The organism is Streptomyces sp. NBC_00223 (assembly GCF_036199905.1).
In the GTDB taxonomy this organism is placed as follows: domain Bacteria; phylum Actinomycetota; class Actinomycetes; order Streptomycetales; family Streptomycetaceae; genus Actinacidiphila.
Genome location: NZ_CP108109.1, coordinates 6,492,840 through 6,514,180, shown reverse-complemented (window position 1 = coordinate 6,514,180; position 21,341 = coordinate 6,492,840). Strand labels below are relative to the sequence as shown.

The following is a 21,341-nucleotide window of genomic DNA, read 5'->3' as shown; positions in this document are numbered from 1 at the left end:
ATTCCGCATCGCAGGACTCCGTTCTTTCCCCGTATTGTGCCGCGACTCTATTTCAGCACAAGAGGGAATGGAAAAGCAGCCCCCGAATTCGGTACTCTTTCCGGCCGGGGCTGACGGGGAGGGGAGGCGGGCGGAAGGTGTCCGGGCGGCCCGGTGGCCGCCGGCGCTTGCGATCACCACTGCCCGGCTCCGGACGCTCCCCTCGTGCTTCCGCGCGCTTCGGATGCCTCCGGACGCGCGCGAAGGCCCCGGCGGGAGGAACCGGGGCCTTCGGTCGGGGGTGCGCCGCCACCGGCGGCGCGACGCGGGAACGCGTCAGATGGTGACGCCGTGCGAGGCCAGGTAGGCCACGGGGTCGAGGTCGGAGCCGTAGTCCGGGGTGGTGCGGACCTCGAAGTGCAGATGCGGTCCGGTCACGTTGCCGGTCGCGCCCGAGACGCCGATCTCCTGACCCTCCGTGACCGTCTGGCCGGCCGAGACCAGCGGCTGGGTCAGATGCCCGTACAGCGTGTACATGCCGTCCGCGTGCTTGATGATCACGTCGTTGCCGTAGGCGCCGTCCGCGCCCGCCGACACCACCGTGCCCGCGGCGACCGCGTGTACCGGGGTGCCCGAGCCCACCAGGAAGTCGACACCGGTGTGCGAACCGCTCGACCACAGCGAACCCGACGCCTTGTAACCCGTACCGATCGCGGCGTCCCCGACCGGCTTCATGTAGCCGGAGTCCACGGGGAGCGCGGTACGCGCGGTGGAGCGGCTGGCGCCTGTCAGCGTGTCACGTGTGGCGGCCGTCGCCGCCTTGGCCGCGGCCGCGGCGCGGGCCTTGGTCTCGGCGGCGGCCTTCGCGGCGGCAGCGGCCTTCGCCTTGGCCGCCGCCTTCGCCCGCGCCCTGGCCTCGGCCCTGGCCTGCGCCTTGGCCTCCGCCTGAGCCTTCTGCGCGGCCTTGCGCGCCTGATCGGCCCTGGCCTGCGCGGCGTCGGCGGCCTCGCGCTGGGCGTCGGCCTGCGCGGCGAGGGTGTGCGCCAGCGAGTCGCTGACGTCCGGGGCCCGGGTGAAGGCGGTGTCGCGGACCGGAGCGGGGGCGGGGTCGGCCTGCCCGGGCGAGGCCATCGCGTTGGCGCCGAAGGCCCCGGCCCCGCTGAGTACGGCCACTCCGGCCAGGGCGGCGGCGCCGGCCCGGACCCGGCGCGGACGGCGGTGCTTCCCGCTGGGCGCGGGCAGTCGAGGGGTGAACGCCATGAGGAGGCGAGCTCCTTTCCTTCCTTCTCGCCTACCGGGTCAGCTGACGGGTTCGGAGCAGGAAGGTCTCCTACGGGACCGCCGCTGGGCGGAGGGTCCCGATTCACCCCAAGGACACGTGGGTCCCCGGCTCCCCTGGGTGCGGGGACTCGGCGATGCGCACCCGGGGCCGCAGGACACGGCTGGTGCTGACGGGTGACGGGCGTTGACGCTAACCGGGCACTCGTGCGTATGACAAACAGATCGGCTGATATGTAGTGGACGCCACACCAAGGCGCACCAATCACCCTTCGGCGCCCACACCACCCCGCACCGCCCGCACGGCACCAAAACGCCCGGAACCCCGGCGCCACGAGGGCGACCGGGGTTCCGGGCTGCGAACGTACGACGGTCGGATCAGCTGACGACGGTCACCTGTCCGATGCCCAGCTCACGTACCGGGTCCGCGATGGCCGAGGCGTCTCCGACGAGGATCACCACCAGGCGGTCCAGCGGGAAGGCGTTGACCACCGCGGCGGTGGCCTCCACCGTGCCGGTCGCCGCGAGCCGCGCGTAGAGCTCGGCCTGGTAGTCGTCCGGGAGCTGCTGCTCGACCTGGTCGGTGAGCGTGCCCGCCACCGCGGCGGCCGTCTCGTACCGCAGGGGCGCGACCCCGACGAGGTTCTGCACGGCGACATCGCGCTCGTCGTCGGTCAGCCCGTCCTCGGCGAGGGTGCGGATCACCTGGCGGAGGTCGGCGAGAGCGGGACCGGTGACCTCGGTGGCCACCGAACCGCTGATCGCCAGCAGCGCGGCGCCGGTACCGTCCGCGGACGACAGCAGCACCTGGGCGAAGGCCCGGACTCCGTAGGTGTAGCCCTTCTCCTCGCGCAGCACCCGGTCGAGACGCGAGGTGAGGGTGCCGCCGAGGCAGTAGGTGCCCAGGACCTGCGCGGCCCACGCCGGGTCGTGCCGGTCGGCGCCGGTCCGGCCGATCAGCAGCTGCGTCTGGACCGAGCCCGGGCGGTCGACGATCACCACGCGCGCGGAGTCGTCCGCGGTGATCGCCGGACGCGGACGGGCCTCGCCGGGGGTGCCCCGCCACCGGCCGAGGGTGCTGTCGAGCAGGGCCGGCAGGTCGATGCCGGTGAAGTCGCCGACCGCGACGGCGGTGGCGGTCGCGGGCCGGACATGGGCCTCGTAGAAGGCGCGGACCGCGGCCGAGTCGATCCTGCGGACGGTCTCCTCGGTGCCCTGGCGGGGCCGCGAACAGCGCAGCTCGGCCGGGAAGAGCTCCTTGGACAGCGCCATGGCGGCCCGGCGGGCGGGGTTGGCCAGCTCGTGCGGGATCTCGTCGAGCCGGTTGGCGACCAGGCGCTTGATCTCGTCGTCGGGGAAGGCGGGGGCCCGCAGCGCCTCGGCGAGCAGCCCGAGGGCCTTGTCCAGGCGGGAGGCGGGCACTTCGAGGGTGACCCGGACCCCGGGGTGGTCGGCGTGCGCGTCCAGGGTGGCGCCGCAGCGCTCCAGCTCGGCCGCGAACTCCTCGGCGGTGTGCTCGTCGGTGCCCTCGGACAGCGCCCTGGCCATGATGGTGCCGACCCCGTCGAGGCCCTCCGGCTCGGCGTCCAGCGGCGCGGCGAGCAGCACCTCGACGGCCACGACCCGCCGGCCGGGACGGTGACTGGTCAGCAGCGTCAGGCCGTTGGCCAGGGTGCCGCGCTCGGGCGCGGGAAACGCCCACGGCTTGGGCTCGCCGGCCTGCGGCTGCGGGTGGAACGTCATGACGGCGGCGGTGTCGCTCACGCTTCGCCCTCTTCCTGGTCCTGGTCGATCGCGGCCTGGTCTTCCTGCGGCTCGGTGGCGTCGTCGCCGGACTGCGCGCCGCCGGTGGGTTCGTAGACGAGCACGGCGCGGTTGTCGGGCCGCAGCCGCGCCGCGGCCACCGCCTGGACCTCCTCCGCGGTGACGGCCAGCACCCGCTGCACGGCGGTCAGGGCGAGCTGCGGGTCGCCGAAGAGCACGGCGAACCGGCACAGTTCGTCCGCCCGGCCGCCGACGGTCGACAGCCGGTCCAGCCACTCCCGCTCCAGCTGGGCCTGGGCCCGCTCCATCTCGGCGGGCGTCGGGCCGTGTTCGGCGAACCGGGCCAGCTCCTCGTCCACCGCCTCCTCGATGGCGGACAGTTCGACCCCGCTGGACGCCTTGACGTCGAGCCAGCCGAGCGAGGGCGCCCCGGCCAGCCGCAGCAGCCCGAACCCGGCGGCCACCGCCGTACGGTCCCGCCGTACCAGCCGGTTGTGCAGCCGGGACGACTCGCCGCCGCCCAGCACCGTCAGCGCCAGATCGGCGGCGTCGCCCGCGCGGGTGCCGTCCTCGGGCAGCCGGTAGGCGGCCATCAGGGCGCGCGAGGGCACGTCCTCCTCGATCACCTCGCGCAGCTGGCCGCCCATGATCTCGGGCAGCGAGCCGTCGCGCGGCGCCGGCTTGCCGTCGTGCGCGGGGATCGTGCCGAAGTACTTCTCGACCCAGGCCAGGGTCTGCTCCGGGTCGATGTCGCCGACCACGGCGAGCACCGCGTTGCCCGGCGCGTAGTACGTGCGGAAGAACGCCTGGGCGTCCTCCAGCGAGGCCGCGTCCAGATCGGCCATCGAGCCGATCGGCGTGTGGTGGTACGGGTGGCCCTCCGGGTAGGCGAGGGCGGTCAGCCGCTCGAAGGCCGTACCGTAGGGCACATTGTCGTACCGCTGGCGGCGCTCGTTCTTCACCACGTCGCGCTGGTTGTCCAGGCTCTCCAGGTCCAGGGCGGTCAGCAGGCTGCCCATCCGGTCCGCCTCGAGCCACAGGGCCAGCTCGACCTGGTGGGCGGGCATCGTCTCGAAGTAGTTGGTGCGCTCGAAGCTCGTGGTGCCGTTGAGCGAACCGCCCGCGCCCTGGACCAGTTCGAAGTGGCCGTTGCCCTTCACACTGGACGAGCCCTGGAACATCAGGTGCTCGAAGAGGTGGGCGAGACCGGTGCGGCCCGCCACCTCGTGGCGTGAACCGACGTCGTACCAGAGGCAGACGGCGGCCACCGGGGTGAGATGGTCCTCCGAGAGCACCACCCGCAGGCCGTTCGCCAGGCGGTGCTCGGTGGCTGTCAGGCCGCTGGAGTGTGCCTCCGGCGTGGCCGTGTGACCCATGGGCAAGCTGTCCTTCCGGTCGCGTGCTCGTGACTGCGTAGAGTGCTGCCACTCTAGGCAAGCGAGTCGGCGGTCGGCGAAGTTCCCGGTGAAGGCGCGCTCGTACGGGGGTGTGGTCGGCGTTGTCGGTGTCGCGGGCCACAATGGAGCGCGTCAAGTTCACCGGTCCAGACGAAGGCTCCGGACGGAGATCCGGACGAGGCAACCAGCAGAAGGAGCGCCGCCGAGATGGCCCGCCGCACGACGAAGACCCCGCCGCCGGACGACGCCTTCGAGGAGCGCATCCTCGACATCGACGTCGTGGACGAGATGCAGGGCTCCTATCTGGAGTACGCCTACTCGGTGATCTACTCGCGCGCGCTGCCCGACGCCCGCGACGGCATGAAGCCGGTGCACCGCCGGATCGTCTATCAGATGAACGAGATGGGCCTGCGCCCCGACCGCAGCTTCGTCAAGTGCGCCCGTGTCGTCGGCGAGGTGATGGGCAAGCTCCACCCGCACGGCGACGCCTCCATCTACGACGCCATGGTCCGCATGGCGCAGCCGTTCTCCCAGCGGCTGCCGCTGGTCGACGGGCACGGCAACTTCGGTTCGCTGGACGACCTCCCGGCCGCCATGCGTTACACCGAGGCCCGGATGTCCGGCCCGGCCCAGCTGATGGTCGAGTCGATCGACGAGGACACCGTCGACTTCGCGCCCAACTACGACGGCCAGGAGGAGGAGCCGGGCGTCCTGCCCGCCGCCTACCCCAACCTGCTGGTCAACGGCTCGTCCGGGATCGCGGTGGGCATGGCCACCAACATGCCGCCGCACAACCTCGGCGAGGTCATCGCCGCCGCCCGCCACCTCATCAAGCACCCGAACTCCGACCTCGACACCCTGATGCGGTTCGTGCCGGGCCCCGACCTGCCGACCGGCGGCCGGATCATCGGCCTGGGCGGCATCCGCGACGCGTACGAGTCCGGCCGCGGCGCCTTCAGGATCCGGGCCACGGTGAAGGTCACGGACGTGACACCGCGCCGCAAGGGCCTGATCGTCACCGAACTGCCGTTCAACGTCGGGCCCGAGAAGGTCATCGCCAAGATCAAGGACATGGTCGGCGCGAAGAAGCTCCAGGGCATCGCCGACGTCAAGGACCTCACCGACCGCCAGCACGGCCTGCAACTGGTCATCGAGATCAAGAACGGCTTCAACCCGGAGGCCGTACTCGAACAGCTCTACAAGCTCACGCCGATGGAGGACTCCTTCGGCATCAACAACGTGGCCCTGGTGGACGGCCAGCCGCTCACCCTCGGGCTGCGCGAGCTGCTCCAGGTCTATGTCGACCACCGCTTCGAAGTGGTCCGCAGGCGCAGCGAGTTCCGCCGCACCAAGCGCCGCGACCGGCTCCACCTGGTGGACGGTCTGTTGGTGGCCCTGGTCGACATCGACGAGGTCATCGCGATCATCCGGTCCAGCGAGAACTCGGCGCAGGCCAAGGAACGGCTGATGGAGCGCTTCAGCCTGTCCGACATCCAGACCCAGTACATCCTCGACACCCCGCTGCGCCGGCTGACCCGCTTCGACCGCATCGAGCTGGAGTCCGAGCGCGACCGGCTGAACGCGGAGATCGCCGAGCTGACCCGCATCCTGGAGTCGGACACGGAGCTGCGCAAGCTGGTGTCGTCCGAACTGGCCGCGGTCGCCAAGAAGTACGGCACCGAGCGCCGTACGGTGCTGCTGGAGTCGGCGGGCTCGCCGGTCACCGCGGTGCCGCTGGAAGTCGCGGACGACCCCTGCCGGGTGCTGCTGTCCTCGACCGGCCTGGTGGCGCGGACCGCCAACGGCGAGGGGATCGGCGACGGAGAGGGCAAGCGGGCCAGGCACGACGTGATCGTCTCGGCCGTGCCGACCACCGCCCGCGCGGACGTGGGCGTGGTGACCTCCGCCGGGCGGCTGCTGCGGCTGACCGTCATCGACCTGCCGATGCTGCCGGAGACCGCGGCGGCGCCGTCGCTGGCCGGGGGCGCGGCGCTGACGGAGTTCCTGTCCCTGGAGGACGGCGAACGGGCGCTGTGCCTGACCACGTTGGACGAGTCCTCCCCCGGACTCGCGCTCGGCACCGAGCAGGGCGTGGTCAAGCGTGTCGTGCCGGACTACCCGGCGAACAAGGACAATCTGGAGGTCATCGGCCTCAGGGACGGCGACTCGGTGGTGGGCGCGGTCGAGCTGCGCACCGGCGAGGAGGACCTGGTCTTCATCACCGACGACGCGCAACTGCTGCGCTACCCGGCCTCCCAGGTGCGCCCGCAGGGCCGCCCGGCCGGCGGCATGACGGGCGTCAAGCTCGCCGACGGCGCGAAGGTGATCTCGTTCACCGCGGTCGACCCGGCCGTGGACGCGGTGGTCTTCACCGTGGCCCGCGCCGAGGAGGCACTGGACGGCTCAGGCGAGGGCACAGCGAAGCTGACCCCGTTCGAGCAGTACCCGCGCAAGGGCCGGGCCACGGGCGGTGTGCGCTGCCAGCGCTTCCTGCGGGGCGAGGTCGGGCTGCTGCTGGCCTGGGCGGGCGCGGCCCCGGCCCGGGCCGCCACGGCCACCGGCACCCCCGCGGAACTGCCCCCGAAGGACCCGCGCCGCGACGGCTCGGGCGTCCCGCTGGCCAAGCCGGTCGCGGTGGTCGCGGGCCCGGTGTAAGGGGCCGAGCGGGCGCGGGGCCTGCCCCGGACCCGAGCAGGTTCAGGAGCCGCGGTCGGCCGCGAGCCCGGCCGGACCGGCGCAGGCCGGTGGCCCGGGGCAGGCCCCAGGATCCGGACACCCCACCGGCGGGGCCGCCGGGCCCGGTCAAGGAGCCGCGGTCGGCCGCGAGCCCGGCCGGACCGGCGCAGGCCGGTGGCCCCGGGCAGGCCCCAGGATCCGGACACCCCACCGGCGGGGCCGCCGGGCCTCTTCGGCTCGGTCCCGCCGCCGGGGGTCGGCGGCTGTGACCGTTGCCGTCCGGGCGCGGGGCCGGACGGCTAGGCTCGCCCGCGTGATGACCTGTACGCGAGCCTCGGCCGAGCTGGCCGAACCCGTGGCGGCCACCGCGGCCACCGCGCGGACCTGGCTGCTGATCGAGCAGCCGGGGCCGTGGGGCGCCAAGGCCCTCACGTCGAGCCGGCTGGACCCGGCGACCGGCCGCGCGCTCGACCGGCTCGCCGACGGCACGGGCGTGCGGGTCGCCCTGATCCGCCGCCCCGGCCGGCACGCCGACACGCACCGCCCGACCCGGCACCGCGTCCTGGTCGCGCACACCGCGCCGCACGACCCATGGGTGCGTACCGCCGAGGTCGCCGACCCCGCCGAGCTGACGGCGCTGGACTTCGCGGCCATGGGCGCGGGCGCGCACGGCGGCTTCGGGACGCCGTACGAGGGGCCGCCGCTCGCCCTGGTGTGCACCAACGGCAGACGCGACCGCTGCTGCGCGGTGTACGGCCGCCCGCTGGCCGCCGAACTAGCCGCCTCGGACAGCGGCGAGGTCTGGGAGGTCACCCACCTCGGCGGCCACCGTTTCGCGCCCACCGTCCTCGTACTGCCCCACGGCTACGCCTACGGGCGGACGGACGGCCGCCATGCCAAGGAGGTGCTGGAGGCGGCGCGGGCCGGGCGGGTCGTACTGGACGGCTGCCGCGGCCGGTCGGCGTGGGAACGGCCGGGCCAGGCCGCGGAGTTGGCGGTACGCGCGCTGACCGGCGAGGACCTGGCGGGCGCGCTCGCGGTGGAGCGTACGGAGGCGGCGCCGGACGGCTGGACCGTACGGGTCGCGCACACCGACGGGCGGGCCTGGCAGGTCGCGGTCGCCCGGCGGGCCGCGCGGCCGCCGCGCCCGGAGAGCTGCGACGCGGCCCTCGGCACCCCGGCCTGGATGGACGTCACCGGGGTCGAGGAAGTGGCCGAGAGCCGCGCGGGCGGCCGGCCGGACCGGGGAGGTGGTCGGGCCGGCCGCCAAGGACCCGCGGAAGGTCCGGCGTAGGGTCACGGACGGTCGGGGCCCGTGGGCGGGTCGAGGTCCGTGGGCGGGTCAGGCCGCCTTGTTGACGAACTCCGTGGTGTACGTCTTCTCCAGGTCCACCGCCGAGTGCTGGAGGTTCGGGTTGAACGCCTTGAGCACGGCCTCCACGGTCGCGGGTCCGTCGGGCGGCATCACCCCGTCGGCGGTGAACATCGGCAGCGTCGCCTTGATCGCCTCCACGTAGAGCTCCTTGCCGCCCTGCGCGTAGTCGGCCGGCATCTTGGCGGCGATGTCCTCGGGCGTGTGTCTCGCCATCCAGCCGAGGGTCTTCACGAACGCGTTGGCCAGCTTCTGGACGGTCTCCTTGTGGTCCTCCACCCAGTCCGTGTTCATGTAGAGGCTGGAGGACGGGTAGAGCCCGCCCAGCGCCTCGCGGGAGCCCTCGGGCGTCCGCATGTCGTAGAGCACCTTGCCCAGGCCCTTGTCCAGGATCTGCGCGACGGTCGGGTCGGTGGTCATCCCGCCCTGGATGGCACCCTGCTGGAGCGCGGCGATGAAGGTCTGGCCCGCGCCGGCCGCGACCGGGGTGAAGTCGCTGACCTGGAGGCCGTGGTGGACCGCCAGGTACTTGGTGAGGAAGTCCGTGGAGGAGCCGAGGCCGGTGACACCGAGCTTCTTGCCCTTGAAGTCCCTGGCGGACCTGATCTCGTCGGCGGCCTTGGTGGACACCACCTCGACCTCGCCGGGCGCCTGCGCCAGTTGGACCACGGACTCCACCCGCTTGCCCTTGACCTGGAGATCGAGCGTGTGGTCGTAGAAGCCGACGACGCCCTGCACATCCCTGGCGACGAGCGCGGTGGTGGCCTCCACCCCGGCCGGTTCCGTCATCAGCGTCACGTCCAGGCCCTCCTCCTTGAAGAAGCCGAGCCGCTGGGTGAGCATCGCGGGCATGTAGATGACCTTGTCGAGCCCGCCGACCATGATCTTGACCTTGGTGGTGTGCCCCTGGCCCGAGCCGGAGTCGGAGTCGCTGCCGCAGGCGGTGAGGGTGGTGAGGGTGAGCGCTCCGGCGAGCGCGAGGGCGAGCGCCGGAAGCTGGGCGTACTTGCGCATGGTCACGTCCTTGTGAACGGGTGTGAGGGTGAGGTGAGGTGCCGGCCGGTCAGTTCCCGGCGCCGGACTCCGCGGGCTTCCAGCGGAAGAGCCGCTTCTCCAGGAAGGTGAGCAGGCCCTCCGCGAGCAGGGCGACCACGGCGAGGATCACCATGGCCGCGTAGACGCCCGCGGCGTTGAAGGTGCCCTGCGAGGAGGCGACCAGCAGGCCGAGGCCCTTGGTGGCGCCGATGTACTCGCCGACGATCGCGCCGATCAGGGCGAAGCCGAAGCTGACGTGCAGGCTGGTGAAGATCCAGGAGGTGGCCGAGGGAATGACCACCTGGAGGGTGACGCGGCGGTTGCTCGCGCCCAGGATGCGAGCGTTGGCGACGAGGTCGCGGTCCACCTCGCGGGCGCCCTGGAAGGCGTTGAAGAACACCGGGAAGAAGACCAGCACGACCGCCGAGGCGACCTTGGAGGCCGGTCCGAGGCCGAACCAGATCAGGAAGATCGGGGCCAGCACGATCCGCGGCAGCGCGTTGAGGACCTTGACGTACGGTCCGAAGACGTCGGCGAGGAAACGTATCCTGCCGAGCGCGATGCCCAGCACCACGCCGGCCACGACCCCGATGCCCCAGCCGAGCAGGGCCTCGTAGAGCGTGTACCAGATCTGCTCCCACAGCGAGCCCTGAGCGGTGCCGTGCAGCGACCACTGCCTGATCTGGTCCCAGATCTTCGTGGGCATGGAGAAGTTGAACGGATCGATCACCCCGGAGCGGGCGAACCACTCCCACAGGCCGAGCACCGCGGCCAGTACGAGGATCCGGCCGGCCTGGACGAGCAGGGAGCGGTTGCGTACGGCGCGGGCCCTGGCCCGGCCGCGTTCGGTGGACTCGGCCGCGACGCGCGGCAGGACGACGGGCTCAGGAGGCAACATCGCCGGCGCCCCTTTCCCGGGTGATGCGGACCTCTTCGCCGAGCGAGGACCAGATCTCGCGGTAGATCTCCACGAACCGCGGTTCCAGCCGTACCTCCTCGACCTTGCGGGGCCGCGGCAGGCTGATCGTGAAGACCTCCTTCACGGTGGCCGGGCCGGCGGTCATCACGACGACCTTGTCGGCGAGGGCGATGGACTCCTCCAGGTCGTGCGTGACGAAGACGACCGAGGAGCCGGTGCCGGCCCACAGGTCGAGCAGCTGGTCGGACATCAGGGCGCGGGTCTGCACGTCGAGCGCGGAGAACGGCTCGTCCATGAGCAGGATCGCGGGGTCGTTGACGAGGGTGGCGGCGAGCGAGACGCGCTTGCGCATACCGCCGGAGAGCTGGTGGGGATAGCGGTCCTCGAAGGCGCTCAGGCCCACCCGGGCCAGCCAGTCGCGGGCCCGTTCCCGGGCCTCGGCCTTGGCCGCGCCGCGGAACCGGGGCCCGGCCATGACATTGGACAGCACGGTCCGCCAGGGGAAGACGGCGTCCTGCTGGAAGACGAAGCCGACGTCCCGGCCGATGCCGCGCACCGGCTCTCCGCCGACCAGAACCTCTCCCTCGGTGGCCTCCTCCAGTCCGCTGACCAGGGTCAGCGTGGTCGATTTGCCGCAGCCGGTGGGGCCGACGACGGCGACGAACTCACCGCGTTCCACGGTCAGGTCCAGGTCCCGTACGGCGGTGTGCAGCCCTCCGGACGGGGTACGGAAGGCCTTGCTCGCCCCCCGCAGCTCGATGGCGGGGCTTGTGTCGCTGGTGGTCATGGCCGTGGACGCTAGGGGCGCCGGGAGGGCCCGGACAGCCTTGTGAGCGCTGGGCGCCTTGTGCCCACAAGCGACCCTTCTGCTCGTTCTGCTCGCGCCCGCGCAACGAAAGCGAAACGGCCCCTGCCCATCGCGCGCGGCAGCGTTTACCTTGCGTGCACGGCACGGCCGCCGGAGCGGTCGTCCGGGCCTTCGGAGAGCCGCCGGAGGACCACGCGCCGGAACATGCCGGAGGAGCCCACCATGCGGATCGGATGGCCGCGCCGCGTCTCGGCGCAGGTACTGCTGAGGGAGCTGTCGATCACCGTCGGCGTCACCGCGCTGGCCACCGGGCTCTTCCTGGCGCCGCTCAGCCACCAGCTCGACGACGAGGAGATGAGCCGGGCCCTGGCCATCGCGCAGACCGTCGCCGCGCAGCCGCGGATCGCGGCCGAACTGGTCGCGTCCCGGCCCTCGCCCCACGGTCCGGTGCAGGCCGAGGCGGAACGGATCAGGAAGGCCACCAAGGCCAGCTACATCGTGGTGATGGACACCCACGGCACCCGCTGGTCGCACACCGAGCCCAAGCGGATCGGCGAGCATGTCTCGACCGATCCGAGCGTGGCGCTGGCCGGCCGCGAGATCATGCAGATCGACAGCGGCACGCTCGGACGCAGCGCGCGCGGCAAGGTGCCGCTGCGGGACCGCTCAGGGCGGATCGTCGGCGCGGTGTCCGTGGGCATCGCCTACACCGGCGTCCGGAACCGGCTGCTGGGCGCGGTGCCGGGGCTGCTCAAGTACGCGGGGGGCGCGCTCGCGGTGGGTGTGGCGGCGGCGCTGTGGGGGTCGCGGCGGTTGCAGCGGGCCACCCGCGGGCTGGGCTTCGCCGACATCGCGGCGCTGCTGGACGAGCGGGAGGCGATGCTGCACGGCATCCGCGAGGGCGTGGTGGCGCTCGACCGGCTGGGCCGGGTGCGGCTGGTCAACGACGAGGCGCAGCGGCTGCTCGGCCTGCACGGCGACACGGCGGGCGTACCACTCGACGAGCTGCTGCCGCCGGGCCGCACCACGGACGTCCTGGCCGGGCGGGCGGAGGGCGCGGACCTGCTCACCGTCAGCGGCGGCCGGGTGCTGATCGCCAACCGGATGCCGACCCAGGACGGCGGCGCGGTGGTGACGCTGCGGGACCGTACCGAACTGGAGCTGCTGGGCCGCGAACTGGACTCCACCCATGGGCTGCTGGACGCGCTGCGGGCCCAGGACCACGAGCACGCCAACCGGCTGCACACGCTGCTCGGGCTGCTGGAGCTGGGGCTGAACGAGGAGGCCGTGAACTACGTGGCCGAGGTCGCGGACACCCACCGGGCGTCGGCCGAGGAGGTCGCCGAGCGGGTGCACGACCCGCTGCTGTCGGCGCTGCTGGTGGGGAAGGCGGCCATCGCGGCCGAACGCGGGGTGGCGCTGCGGATCTCGGCCGCGACCTGGCTGCCCGACCGGGTGGTGGACGCGCGCGACCTGGTGACCGTCCTTGGCAATCTCATCGACAACGCGCTGGACGCGGCGACGAGCGGCGTCGAGGTGGAGCTGCGGGCGGAGCGGAGCACGGTGGTGGTGCGGGTCGGCGACGACGGGCCGGGTGTGGCCCCGGAGTTGCGGGACCTGATCTTCACCGAGGGGTGGACCACGAAGCAGTCGCCCGCGCACCGCGGGCGCGGCCTGGGCCTGGCGCTGGTACGGCGGCTGGCCGAGCGGTACGGGGGAACGGCCCGGGTCGGGGCGCGGGCGGGCGGCGGCGCGGTGTTCAGCGTTGTGCTCCCGGAAGCGGTCGCGGGTGGCGGCGAGGGCGGGGCCGGCGTGGCCGGGGCCGGCGTGGCGGGTGACGCGGCGATGGGTGAACTGGCGGTGAGCGGCCCGGCGATGGGTGGTCCTGCGGGGAGTGGTCCGGGCGGCGGGGCCAGGGGCCGTGGGCCCGGCCGCGGTGATCCCGTCCTCGGTGGCCCGCTCCTCTGCGACCCCGTGCTCGGCGAACTGGCCGGCGCCGCACGGCCGGGAGGTGCGCGATGATCGATGTCCTGGTGGTGGACGACGACTTCCGGGTCGCGGAGATCAACTCCGCCTACGTCGGCAAGTGTCCCGGCTTCCGGGTGGCCGCCCGCGCCCACACCGCCGCCCAGGCACTGGCCACCCTGGAACGCACCCGGATCGACCTGGTGCTCCTCGACCACTATCTGCCGGACGAGACCGGGCTGACGCTGGTGCGGCGGATGCGGCAACTCGGCCACCACGCCGATGTGATCATGGTGACGGCGGCCCGCGACGTGGCGACCGTACAGGCGGCGATGCGGCTCGGGGCCCTGCAATACCTGGTCAAGCCCTTCGGCTTCGCGGGGCTGCGGGCCAAGCTGGACGGTTACGCGGCGCTGCGGCGGACCCTGGACGGGGTGAGCGGGGGCGGCGAGGCCGGGCAGGAGCAGGTCGACCGGATCTTCGGCGCGCTGCGTACGGCGTCCGCCTCCCCGGCCTCGCTGCCCAAGGGCCACTCGGCGCCGACCGCCGACCTCATCCGCCGAGTGCTGCGGGAGGCCGGCGCGCCGCTGTCCGCGCAGGAGGTGGCCGAACGGGCCGGGTTGAGCCGCTCCACCGCGCAGCGCTACCTCAAACACCTGGAACAGGCCGGTCGGCTGCGGCTCACCCTCAAGTACGGCGACACCGGCCGTCCCGAGCATCTGTACGCGTGGGCGCCCTCGGGGTGACGCCCACGCACGGCACAGGACTGCGTCGACCGGACCGCACGGCTCGGAGCTGCACGGTATGAGGCTGTGCGATATGTCGCTGTGCGATATGAGACCGCACGAGACCTGGCTCACGCGGCACCGGCCCCGGTGAGCGAACGCACCTCCGTCTCCGCGAACATGCCCTCGTCCGCACCCTCCGGCGACAGCACCGTCCCGAGCCAACCGGCGAGGAAGCCCAGCGGAATGGAGACCAGACCGGGGTTCTCCAGCGGGAAGAGGTGGAAGTCGACGCCGGGGAAGAGCGCGTCCGGCCGCCCGGAGACGACCGGGGAGAGCACCACCAGCAGCATGGCCGGTACGAGACCGCCGTAGATCGACCAGACCGCGCCACGGGTGGTGAAGCGGTGCCAGAAGAGCGAGTAGAGCAACGCGGGCAGATTCGCCGACGCGGCCACGGCGAACGCGAGACCGACCAGGAACGCGATGTTCTGGTCCTGGGCGAAGAGGCTGAGCGCGATGGCCACCGCGCCGATACCGACCGCGGCGAACCTGGCGACCTTCACCTCGTCCTCCTCCATGTGGCCTTCCGCCGCCGAGCTTTCGACGGTCGCCGGCTCCTCGTGCCGCGGGATGCCGTACGTCGAGTCCCCGAAGCCGAGGCTCCCGTGGTGCGTGAACTCACCGCGCGGAGCGTCGTCGTACGCCGTCTCCCGGGTCATCTGCCGCCCGACGCGTCGGCGCTCGGCCTTGGCGCTCGGCTCGGCGGGCTTGCGGCGCCAACTGGCGTAGAGGTCATGGGCGACCGACGCGGAGGACGCGAGGGTGATGCCCGCGACGACGGCGAGGATCGTGGCGAAGGCCACCGCCCCGACCACCGCGAAGAGCACGGTCCCCCCGGTCGTGCCTGCCCCGCCGCCGAGGATCTCGGCGAGCAGCGGCACGGCGGTGTTGCCCGCCGCGTTGGAGGTCCGCACGGTGTCCGAGCCGACGACGGCGGCCGCGCCGAAGCCCAGCACGATCGTCATCAGATAGAACAGCCCGATCAGCGCGATCGCCCACACCACCGAGCGCCGCGCCGAGCGGGCGGTCGGCACCGTGTAGAAGCGCGACAGAATGTGCGGCAGGCCCGCGGTGCCCAGCACCAGGGCGAGGCCGAGGCTGATGAAGTCCAGCCGCGAGGTCCAGCCGCCGCCGTACTTCAGACCGGGCGCCAGGAAGGCGTTGCCCTGACCGCTGCCGCTCACGGCCGAGCTGAGCAGGTTGTCGAGGTTGCCGTGGAAGCGGATCAGCACCATCACGGTGAGCGTGATCGCGCCGCCGGTCAGCAGCACGGTCTTGACGATCTGAATCCACGTGGTGGCCCGCATCCCGCCGAAGGACACGTAGAACACCATCAGCGCGCCGACCCCGATCACCGTCCAGGTCCGTGCCGCGGTCCCCTCACCGCCGAGCAGCAGCCCCACCAGGCTTCCGGCGCCGACCATCTGGGCGACCAGGTAGAGGATGGAGACCGTGACGGACGCGGTCCCGGCGGCGATGCGCACCGGCCGCTGGCGCATCCGCGCGGAGAGCACGTCGGCCAGCGTGTACCGGCCGCAGTTGCGCACCAGCTCCGCGACCAGCATGAGCACGACCAGCCACGCGACGAAGAACCCCACCGAGTACAGCAGACCGTCGTAGCCGAAAAGTGCGATCAGCCCGGAGATGCCGAGGAAGGAGGCCGCCGACATGTAGTCGCCGGCGAGCGCGAACCCGTTCTGCATCGGGGTGAACAGCCGTCCGCCCGCGAAGAACTCCACCGAGGAGCTGCGCCGTCGCCCCGCCCACGCGGTGATCGCCAGCGTCACCGACACGAAGGCGGTGAACAGGACGATCGCCAGCCCTTGGTGCTCCCCCGCCGGGTCCGCGAGGTATCCGACCATCGACTGATGAACCGTCGTCATGCCCATAGTCATCGCACCCGCTCCTGACCGGTCCTGGTGGCCAGCGTCCACCGCAGGTCGAGCGCCGCCCGGTCCCGGCGCAGCCGGGCGTGCCGGGCATAGGCCCAGGTCAGTAGGAAGGTCGTGGCGAACTGCGCCAGCCCCGCGACCATCGCCACATTGAGCTCACCGGCCACCCGGTGGGCCATCAGCCGCGGCGCGGTGGTCGCCGCCACCACGTACAGCAGGTACCAGCACACAAAGACCGCCACCGTCGGAAACGCGAATCTCCGGTACCGCTCCCGCACTTCGCGGAAGTCCGCGCTGCGCTGCACCTCCAGATAGAGCGCCGCCCTGTGGGCCGCCGCCGTGGGCCGCGGCACCTCCGGCGCTGGTGTGGGGGCGGGCTGGTCCTGGAACCATAAGCCGGCCGCCGCCGAGTTCTGCCACGGATCGTCGACCCGCATCGCCACCGGGTCACCCCCGTCGTGCTTGTCCACCCAACTCTCCTCGTTCCACCGGCCGAACGGCCGTATGCCCAATCATGGACAGAGCGGGAAGATCCAGGTCCAACAAGCCGAAAACCTCACCCCATCAGGTGATCCGTGTCGGTACGCGTATCCGATATCACTACCGCCAAGAGCCCCAATCCCCGCCCCAGGGGCTCACTCTGTGCCAAATTCCTCGTCCTCGCCCTCTTTTGTCATCGTCATCCTTCGTCATCCTTCGTCATCCGTCATCGTGGTCCGCACATCGCCGTACGCGCGGACGCGATCCCCGACCGTGCCCGTCGAATCGCGCGACGCCGTACCGCTGGTGCCGGTGGTGGCCCCGGTGGGCGGTGGCGACGGCCGCCGGGACTGTGGTGCTGTGGTGCTGCGGTGAGTGGGTACACATGGTGTTTTCCCCCGAAAAGTTCGGTCAAACACACGCATTCGGTGCCGAATTCGGCTTCCTCCGACGCGCTGCCCTCCCTCCGGGAGCCACCCGACAGGGGGCCTACGCTTCCGCCATGAACGACACCACCCATGGCATACGGATCAGATCAGGCAGCCTCGACGACGCACCGGCCATTCTGGCGATGCTCGACGCCGCGGTGATCTGGATGAACGCTCGCGGCAACACCGAGCAGTGGGGCACGAAGCCGTACTCGCAGAGGCCCGGCGGCGCGGCGCGGATCGAGCGCTACACGGCCGAGGGCGCCCCCTACATGGCCGAGTTGGACGGAACCCCCGTCGGAGCCCTGGTGCTGGACTCCTGTCCCAGCCCGGAGATGCCGATCGCGCCGGCCGGGGAACCCGAGCGGTACGTCCGGCTGTTGGTCTCCGACCGACAGCACGCGGGCAAGGGCATCGGGGCGGCGCTGCTGGCCCATGCCGTGGAAGAGACACGGCGGGCGGGCGTGGAACTGCTGCGGGTCGACTGCTGGGCGGGCGGTGGGGGCGAGCTGATCGCCTTCTACGAGCGCAACGGCTTCACCCGCACCGACCCCTTCCACTACGGAACCTGGCCGGGACAACTCCTGACGCAACGCGTCCACTGACACCCCGGCCCCGGCACAACGCGGCCGCCGCCCGCCGGCGCACCCGGCAGGGGCCCGCACCGGTCCATCGGCCGGAACAGGGGTCTGACGTGGGCGTCGAAGCTGATGGGCGGCCGTCGGCAGGCATCCGGATCGCAGGCCGACGGCGGCCCGGTCAGTTCAGTTCATCGAGCAGTTCATCGAGCAGTTCGGCGAGCGCGTCCAGATCGCGGGCGACCCAGGACGACACCGACATCACGGCGAGGTTGTCGACCAGCGAGGTCACCGCCACGATCGGCACGCCGGCCGAGAACGCCGCCTGCATCTCCATGGCGGTGCCCATGCTGAGCGTGCGGCCGGGAAGGAAGGCGATACAGAGGTCACACTTCGCCGCCTCCCGGGTCATCTCGTTGAACGTCTCGCGCAATGCGGCCAGTTCAGCAGGCAGCGATCCGAGGCCGAGCACGCGGGGAGCGTCGCCGATCAGCTTGCCGATCACCGACAGGGTCGTCGGGTCGGCAAGCTGACGCGTGACCTCAACGCTCGGGTCGAAGCACTCCGCCTCGGGGAAACGCGACCGCACCAGAGCCGTGATCTGCTCGCGATATCCCTGGTCGTCGATCCGCAGGTCCGCATTGGCCCCCTGAATAGTGCCGGCGATGAAAACGCGCCGAAGGTCCATACGCACTCGATTCGTCATACGTCCTGCAGGGAGTAGTCCAAGAGGCTCGTTCGGTGATCTGCGATCTTCTGATAAATCTGGGCAGCTGACACAAGGTGCTCCTCGATATCCGCGCACTCCAGGCCCGTGGCCCGCTCGAGGTCTGCCCAGACCGCGGCCGCGTCGGCGTCGTTGCGGGACGCGACGCCCTGGCCCGACCGGAGCCAGATGTCTGCGGCCGAGAACTCACGTTCGGCGAAGTTCTTTAAGGGAATGATCGCCTCGGCGGTCACCGCTGTGTCGGCCACCAGGGCTCGGATCGAAACGCTGTTCTGCTCCGGATGGGTGAGCAGCGCCGACATGTCGGCCGAGAAGTCGGCGTACTCGAACTGGTTCTCGGAGCGAAGCGTGAAGTGACGGCTCAGGAAGTATGAACCCTTCTTCACGCTGTACTTCGAGTATCTCAGCCGAATCCGATAGCCGTGATCGGAAGACCGGTACACCGCCGCGAGGCGGGCGGGGTGTTCCCCGCCCTGCCCGTCCAGCCGGACCGGCGCCGCGTCGACCTCGACCGACGAGTGCCCGCGCCGGACCTCGTCCGCCGGGAATCTGATCGGCGTCAGGTGCAGGAGATACGGATCCAGAACCACGACGTCGCCGTCGGTCTCGAAGACCGCCGCGATATGCCGGAGGTCTTGCAGGATCCTGGCTTCCGGGGCACCCAGCGCCGTCGCGCGCTCTGCCACGTAGAGCGTCTGATAGATGCACGCCACTCCGTGCCGTGGATCGGGCTCGCTCTTGTTGTACCAGTTCAGATATTGCGTCGCACTGTTGTAGGGGACACTCCACAGCACCGACTCCAGTGCGGCGCCGTACGGATCGCGGGCCTGTGTCACGTGAATCGCTCCTCCAGTTCGGTGGTGTCGGGGCTTTCGGCGAACACCATCGTCCGCAGCTCCTTCCGGCGTACCTTCCATGTGGATGTCCGAGGGAGGCGGTCCCAGGGGATGAACACCGGCGCCTCCAGCGGCGGCAACCCGCGCGTCGCCTCGGCCCACTCCTCGGCGCTGAGATCCGGCCCGTCGAGGCTGATGACGGGGACAGGGCTGCGGTCGCCTCGGGTCAGGACGATCGCCTCGACCGCATTCTCGATCCGGTCGAGCAGCTCGCTCTCCAGCTCCGTGGCGCTCCCACCCGGAATGGCGTCCACCGCGCGGTCGACGAAGTGGATCCGGCCGAGGGCGTCCTTGTAGCCGACGTCGCCGGTGTTCCACCAGGAATCCTTCAACTTCTCCGCGTGGCGGTCCGATTCGCCGACATAGTCGACGCAGATCGACTTGGACTTCGCGAACAGGACGCCGACCTGGCCGTGCTTGACCGGCGCCCCCGTCTCCGGATCGGCGGCCTTGACACTCACCAGCCCAGGCCAGGAGTTGCCCATCATGTTCATGTTTCCGCCTGAGGCCGCACGGCGGTTGATCTGACCGCGGGTGTAGCCGAAGCCGGCCATCGGCCCGACCTCGCTCTGCCCCCAGCTGTGCCCCCACAGCACGAGTCGGCGCTTGGACGCGTTCACGAAGGGCCGGGCGATCGAGGGGTGCATCAGGTCGAAGGTGTTCATGTAGTAGCGGACCCGGGCGAACAGCTCCGGCCGGCGCCGCACCAGCGGCACCCAGCGCTGGAAGACGTTCGGTGTGGCTTCGATCGTGGTCGGCCGGACCCGATCCAGCACCCGCTCCAGGTCCTCGACCTCGTGGCTGCTGGCGATGACGAGGGCCTTCGGGGCCCACCGCAGCTGTGCCATGGCCCAGGCGTAGGCCCGGGAGTGCGCGAACGATATCGAGCTGAGGCTGACGTCCTTCGGCCCGTTGACAGCGAGGGGCATCGGCAGGAGCTCCAGCCGGGTGCCCGCCCGGCACGAGTCCGCGGTGTGCGCGACGAGCTTCGGCGTGTTCGTGGTTCCCGAGGTGTGCGTGATCATCATCAACTCGCCGTCCGCCCGCAGGTCGAGAGTCGGCGTGGCACTGCCCCGCAGCCCGTCGATCGTCAGCAGGCCGGCTCCCGGGTCCGCGGCCGCACCGTCGATCAGCACGGTCCTGCCGAACGACGTCAGGTCCACCCCGACGCGATCGGCCTCCTCCAGCACCTGCGACGTGATCAGGGTGACCGAGGGGTCGAGCCGCTTGAGCATCACCGCCAGGTGCTCCGGATAGTTCGCTCCCGAAATCGTCGCCGCGGTGGCACCGATCCGCGCGGCGGCGGCGGCCAGCAGGATCATGTCGAAGTGGTTGCGCTTGACGACGGCGATCCGGTCGCCCTTGCGCGCGCCGGCCGCGTACAGCCAGCCCGACGCCTCCCGCACCAGACCGGCCAGCGCGGCGGCGTCGTAGTCGGCGCCGGCCTCTGGGGCGATGTCGAACGGTCGGTCCAGAATCAGCTTCGTGGTTCGTGACTGCTCAGCGTGCCAGTCGAACAACAGGCCGAGATTCTTGGGTGGTTTCTTCACAGGACACTTCCTCAGGCCACGAAGGAGATGATGAACGCCGCGATGGCAAGGGCCAGAAACCCGAGACAGTTGATCCAGAACTCCTGCTTCAGGAAGCGGGCCCGGATGTGCGCGTACGACGCGCACAGGAAGTAGACGATCACCCCGACGTTCGCGCTGAACCCGATGCCGGCGTGCTTGATCCCCACCAGAAGACCCACGATGGCGAGGGTCTTCACGACGAGGAGCACCCACCACCAGTCCCGCGGCAGTTTGACGCCGTCGAGACAGCCCTGAATGAACGTGAGCGGGCGGATGGACATCAGGACATCCGAGGCCAGCAGCACTGCGATCACAATCTGCGGCCACGACGTACTGGGGAGGAGGTGCATTCTCGTATCCTTTGTAGTCGGTTGACATCTGCTGCCGCGGGGGACCCTCCCCGACGGAGTCCGGCGGCCGGAAGGCGGCGGCTCAGGCCGACGGCGGCGGGTTTCCCATCACGCTGCCTGCGACTGCGACCCGAGCTCGTCGAGCAGGTACGCGACCAGTGCCTCGACGGTCGGGTGGTCCCAGGCGACCGTGGGCTCGACGACCAGGTCGAATTCGTCCTCGATGTCACCGCAGAGGCTGAGCGCCGCCACGGAGTCGAGGCCGTAGTCGGTCAGCGGCGCCGTCCGGTCGATCTCCTCGGTGGAGAGCCGGGTGTAGGCGGCGACGTGGCCGACCAGCCATCCGGCCAGCGACTCGGCCGTGCGCGGCTGCGATGTGCTGTCAGGGCGGGGCTGCACCGAACTGCCCGCGGGTATGTCGATCACAGGTTCCTCCAG

The 21,341-nt window shown here is 71.4% G+C and carries 18 protein-coding genes and 1 riboswitch; of the genes, 5 read left to right on the top strand and 13 right to left on the bottom strand.

All coding sequences use genetic code 11. The annotated features are described in order from the left end of the window. Window positions 1-315 precede the first annotated feature (315 nt). The 3 genes from OHA30_RS27805 to OHA30_RS27795 form a co-directional block, all read right to left on the bottom strand. The gene (locus tag OHA30_RS27805; protein ID WP_328916618.1) at window positions 316-1,239 is read right to left on the bottom strand and encodes a M23 family metallopeptidase; all 924 of its coding nucleotides are present in this window, start codon (window positions 1,237-1,239) and stop codon (window positions 316-318) included. A gap of 14 nt (window positions 1,240-1,253) precedes the next feature. Further along, window positions 1,254-1,404: riboswitch (cyclic di-AMP (ydaO/yuaA leader) on the bottom strand. Window positions 1,405-1,635: 231 nt separating this feature from the next. Then, a complete protein-coding gene (locus tag OHA30_RS27800; protein WP_328918019.1) occupies window positions 1,636-3,000 on the bottom strand; it encodes a M16 family metallopeptidase in 1,365 nt (454 codons plus the stop codon). 17 nt (window positions 3,001-3,017) lie between these two features. Beyond that, window positions 3,018-4,397, bottom strand: a complete 1,380-nt coding sequence (locus tag OHA30_RS27795) for a M16 family metallopeptidase (RefSeq protein WP_328916617.1) — start codon at window positions 4,395-4,397, stop codon at window positions 3,018-3,020. A gap of 228 nt (window positions 4,398-4,625) precedes the next feature. Between OHA30_RS27795 and OHA30_RS27790 the strand changes: the two genes are divergently transcribed. After that, on the top strand, window positions 4,626-7,073 hold the full coding sequence (locus tag OHA30_RS27790) for a DNA gyrase/topoisomerase IV subunit A (RefSeq protein WP_328916616.1): 2,448 nt from the start codon (window positions 4,626-4,628) through the stop codon (window positions 7,071-7,073). A 334-nt stretch (window positions 7,074-7,407) separates the two neighbouring features. Beyond that, window positions 7,408-8,388 carry a sucrase ferredoxin gene (locus tag OHA30_RS27785; protein ID WP_328916615.1) on the top strand — a complete coding sequence of 327 codons (981 nt, stop codon included), beginning with the start codon at window positions 7,408-7,410 and terminating at the stop codon, window positions 8,386-8,388. Window positions 8,389-8,436: 48 nt separating this feature from the next. Here the strand turns inward: OHA30_RS27785 and OHA30_RS27780 are convergent, their stop codons facing one another. The 3 genes from OHA30_RS27780 to OHA30_RS27770 are packed head-to-tail and all read right to left on the bottom strand — an operon-like array spanning window position 8,437 to window position 11,207. Beyond that, complete coding sequence (locus OHA30_RS27780) at window positions 8,437-9,480, bottom strand: ABC transporter substrate-binding protein (protein ID WP_328916614.1); 1,044 nt, start codon at window positions 9,478-9,480, stop codon at window positions 8,437-8,439. A 49-nt stretch (window positions 9,481-9,529) separates the two neighbouring features. Beyond that, complete coding sequence (locus OHA30_RS27775; protein ID WP_328916613.1) at window positions 9,530-10,399, bottom strand: ABC transporter permease; 870 nt, start codon at window positions 10,397-10,399, stop codon at window positions 9,530-9,532. Continuing rightward, window positions 10,386-11,207: an ABC transporter ATP-binding protein gene (locus OHA30_RS27770; protein WP_328916612.1), complete on the bottom strand. Its 822-nt coding sequence runs from the start codon at window positions 11,205-11,207 to the stop codon at window positions 10,386-10,388. The genes OHA30_RS27775 and OHA30_RS27770 overlap by 14 nt, the downstream gene beginning before the upstream one ends. Before the next feature lie 243 nt (window positions 11,208-11,450). Between OHA30_RS27770 and OHA30_RS27765 the strand changes: the two genes are divergently transcribed. Continuing rightward, entirely contained in the window at window positions 11,451-13,250 is a 1,800-nt protein-coding gene (locus tag OHA30_RS27765) for a sensor histidine kinase (protein ID WP_328916611.1), read from the top strand. Then, window positions 13,247-13,939, top strand: a complete 693-nt coding sequence (locus OHA30_RS27760; RefSeq protein ID WP_328916610.1) for a response regulator — start codon at window positions 13,247-13,249, stop codon at window positions 13,937-13,939. Before OHA30_RS27765 ends, OHA30_RS27760 begins: the two co-directional genes overlap by 4 nt. A gap of 110 nt (window positions 13,940-14,049) precedes the next feature. Here the strand turns inward: OHA30_RS27760 and OHA30_RS27755 are convergent, their stop codons facing one another. Next, window positions 14,050-15,870, bottom strand: a complete 1,821-nt coding sequence (locus OHA30_RS27755; protein WP_328918018.1) for a solute symporter family protein — start codon at window positions 15,868-15,870, stop codon at window positions 14,050-14,052. Window positions 15,871-15,872: 2 nt separating this feature from the next. Continuing rightward, the gene (locus OHA30_RS27750) at window positions 15,873-16,343 is read right to left on the bottom strand and encodes a DUF485 domain-containing protein (protein WP_328916609.1); all 471 of its coding nucleotides are present in this window, start codon (window positions 16,341-16,343) and stop codon (window positions 15,873-15,875) included. A 512-nt stretch (window positions 16,344-16,855) separates the two neighbouring features. Here OHA30_RS27750 and OHA30_RS27745 point away from each other — a divergent pair. After that, complete coding sequence (locus OHA30_RS27745) at window positions 16,856-17,386, top strand: GNAT family N-acetyltransferase (RefSeq protein ID WP_328916608.1); 531 nt, start codon at window positions 16,856-16,858, stop codon at window positions 17,384-17,386. Window positions 17,387-17,540: 154 nt separating this feature from the next. Here OHA30_RS27745 and OHA30_RS27740 read toward each other — a convergent pair whose 3' ends face one another. From OHA30_RS27740 to OHA30_RS27720, 5 genes are all read right to left on the bottom strand, one after another. Continuing rightward, on the bottom strand, window positions 17,541-18,053 hold the full coding sequence (locus OHA30_RS27740; RefSeq protein ID WP_328916607.1) for a hypothetical protein: 513 nt from the start codon (window positions 18,051-18,053) through the stop codon (window positions 17,541-17,543). An 8-nt stretch (window positions 18,054-18,061) separates the two neighbouring features. Beyond that, window positions 18,062-18,922, bottom strand: a complete 861-nt coding sequence (locus OHA30_RS27735; protein WP_328916606.1) for a hypothetical protein — start codon at window positions 18,920-18,922, stop codon at window positions 18,062-18,064. Next, window positions 18,919-20,532: a class I adenylate-forming enzyme family protein gene (locus tag OHA30_RS27730; RefSeq protein WP_328916605.1), complete on the bottom strand. Its 1,614-nt coding sequence runs from the start codon at window positions 20,530-20,532 to the stop codon at window positions 18,919-18,921. The genes OHA30_RS27735 and OHA30_RS27730 overlap by 4 nt, the downstream gene beginning before the upstream one ends. Window positions 20,533-20,543: 11 nt before the next feature. Further along, entirely contained in the window at window positions 20,544-20,903 is a 360-nt protein-coding gene (locus tag OHA30_RS27725; RefSeq protein ID WP_328916604.1) for a DoxX family protein, read from the bottom strand. Window positions 20,904-21,011: 108 nt separating this feature from the next. Continuing rightward, window positions 21,012-21,329: an acyl carrier protein gene (locus OHA30_RS27720; protein ID WP_405785148.1), complete on the bottom strand. Its 318-nt coding sequence runs from the start codon at window positions 21,327-21,329 to the stop codon at window positions 21,012-21,014. Window positions 21,330-21,341 lie beyond the last annotated feature (12 nt).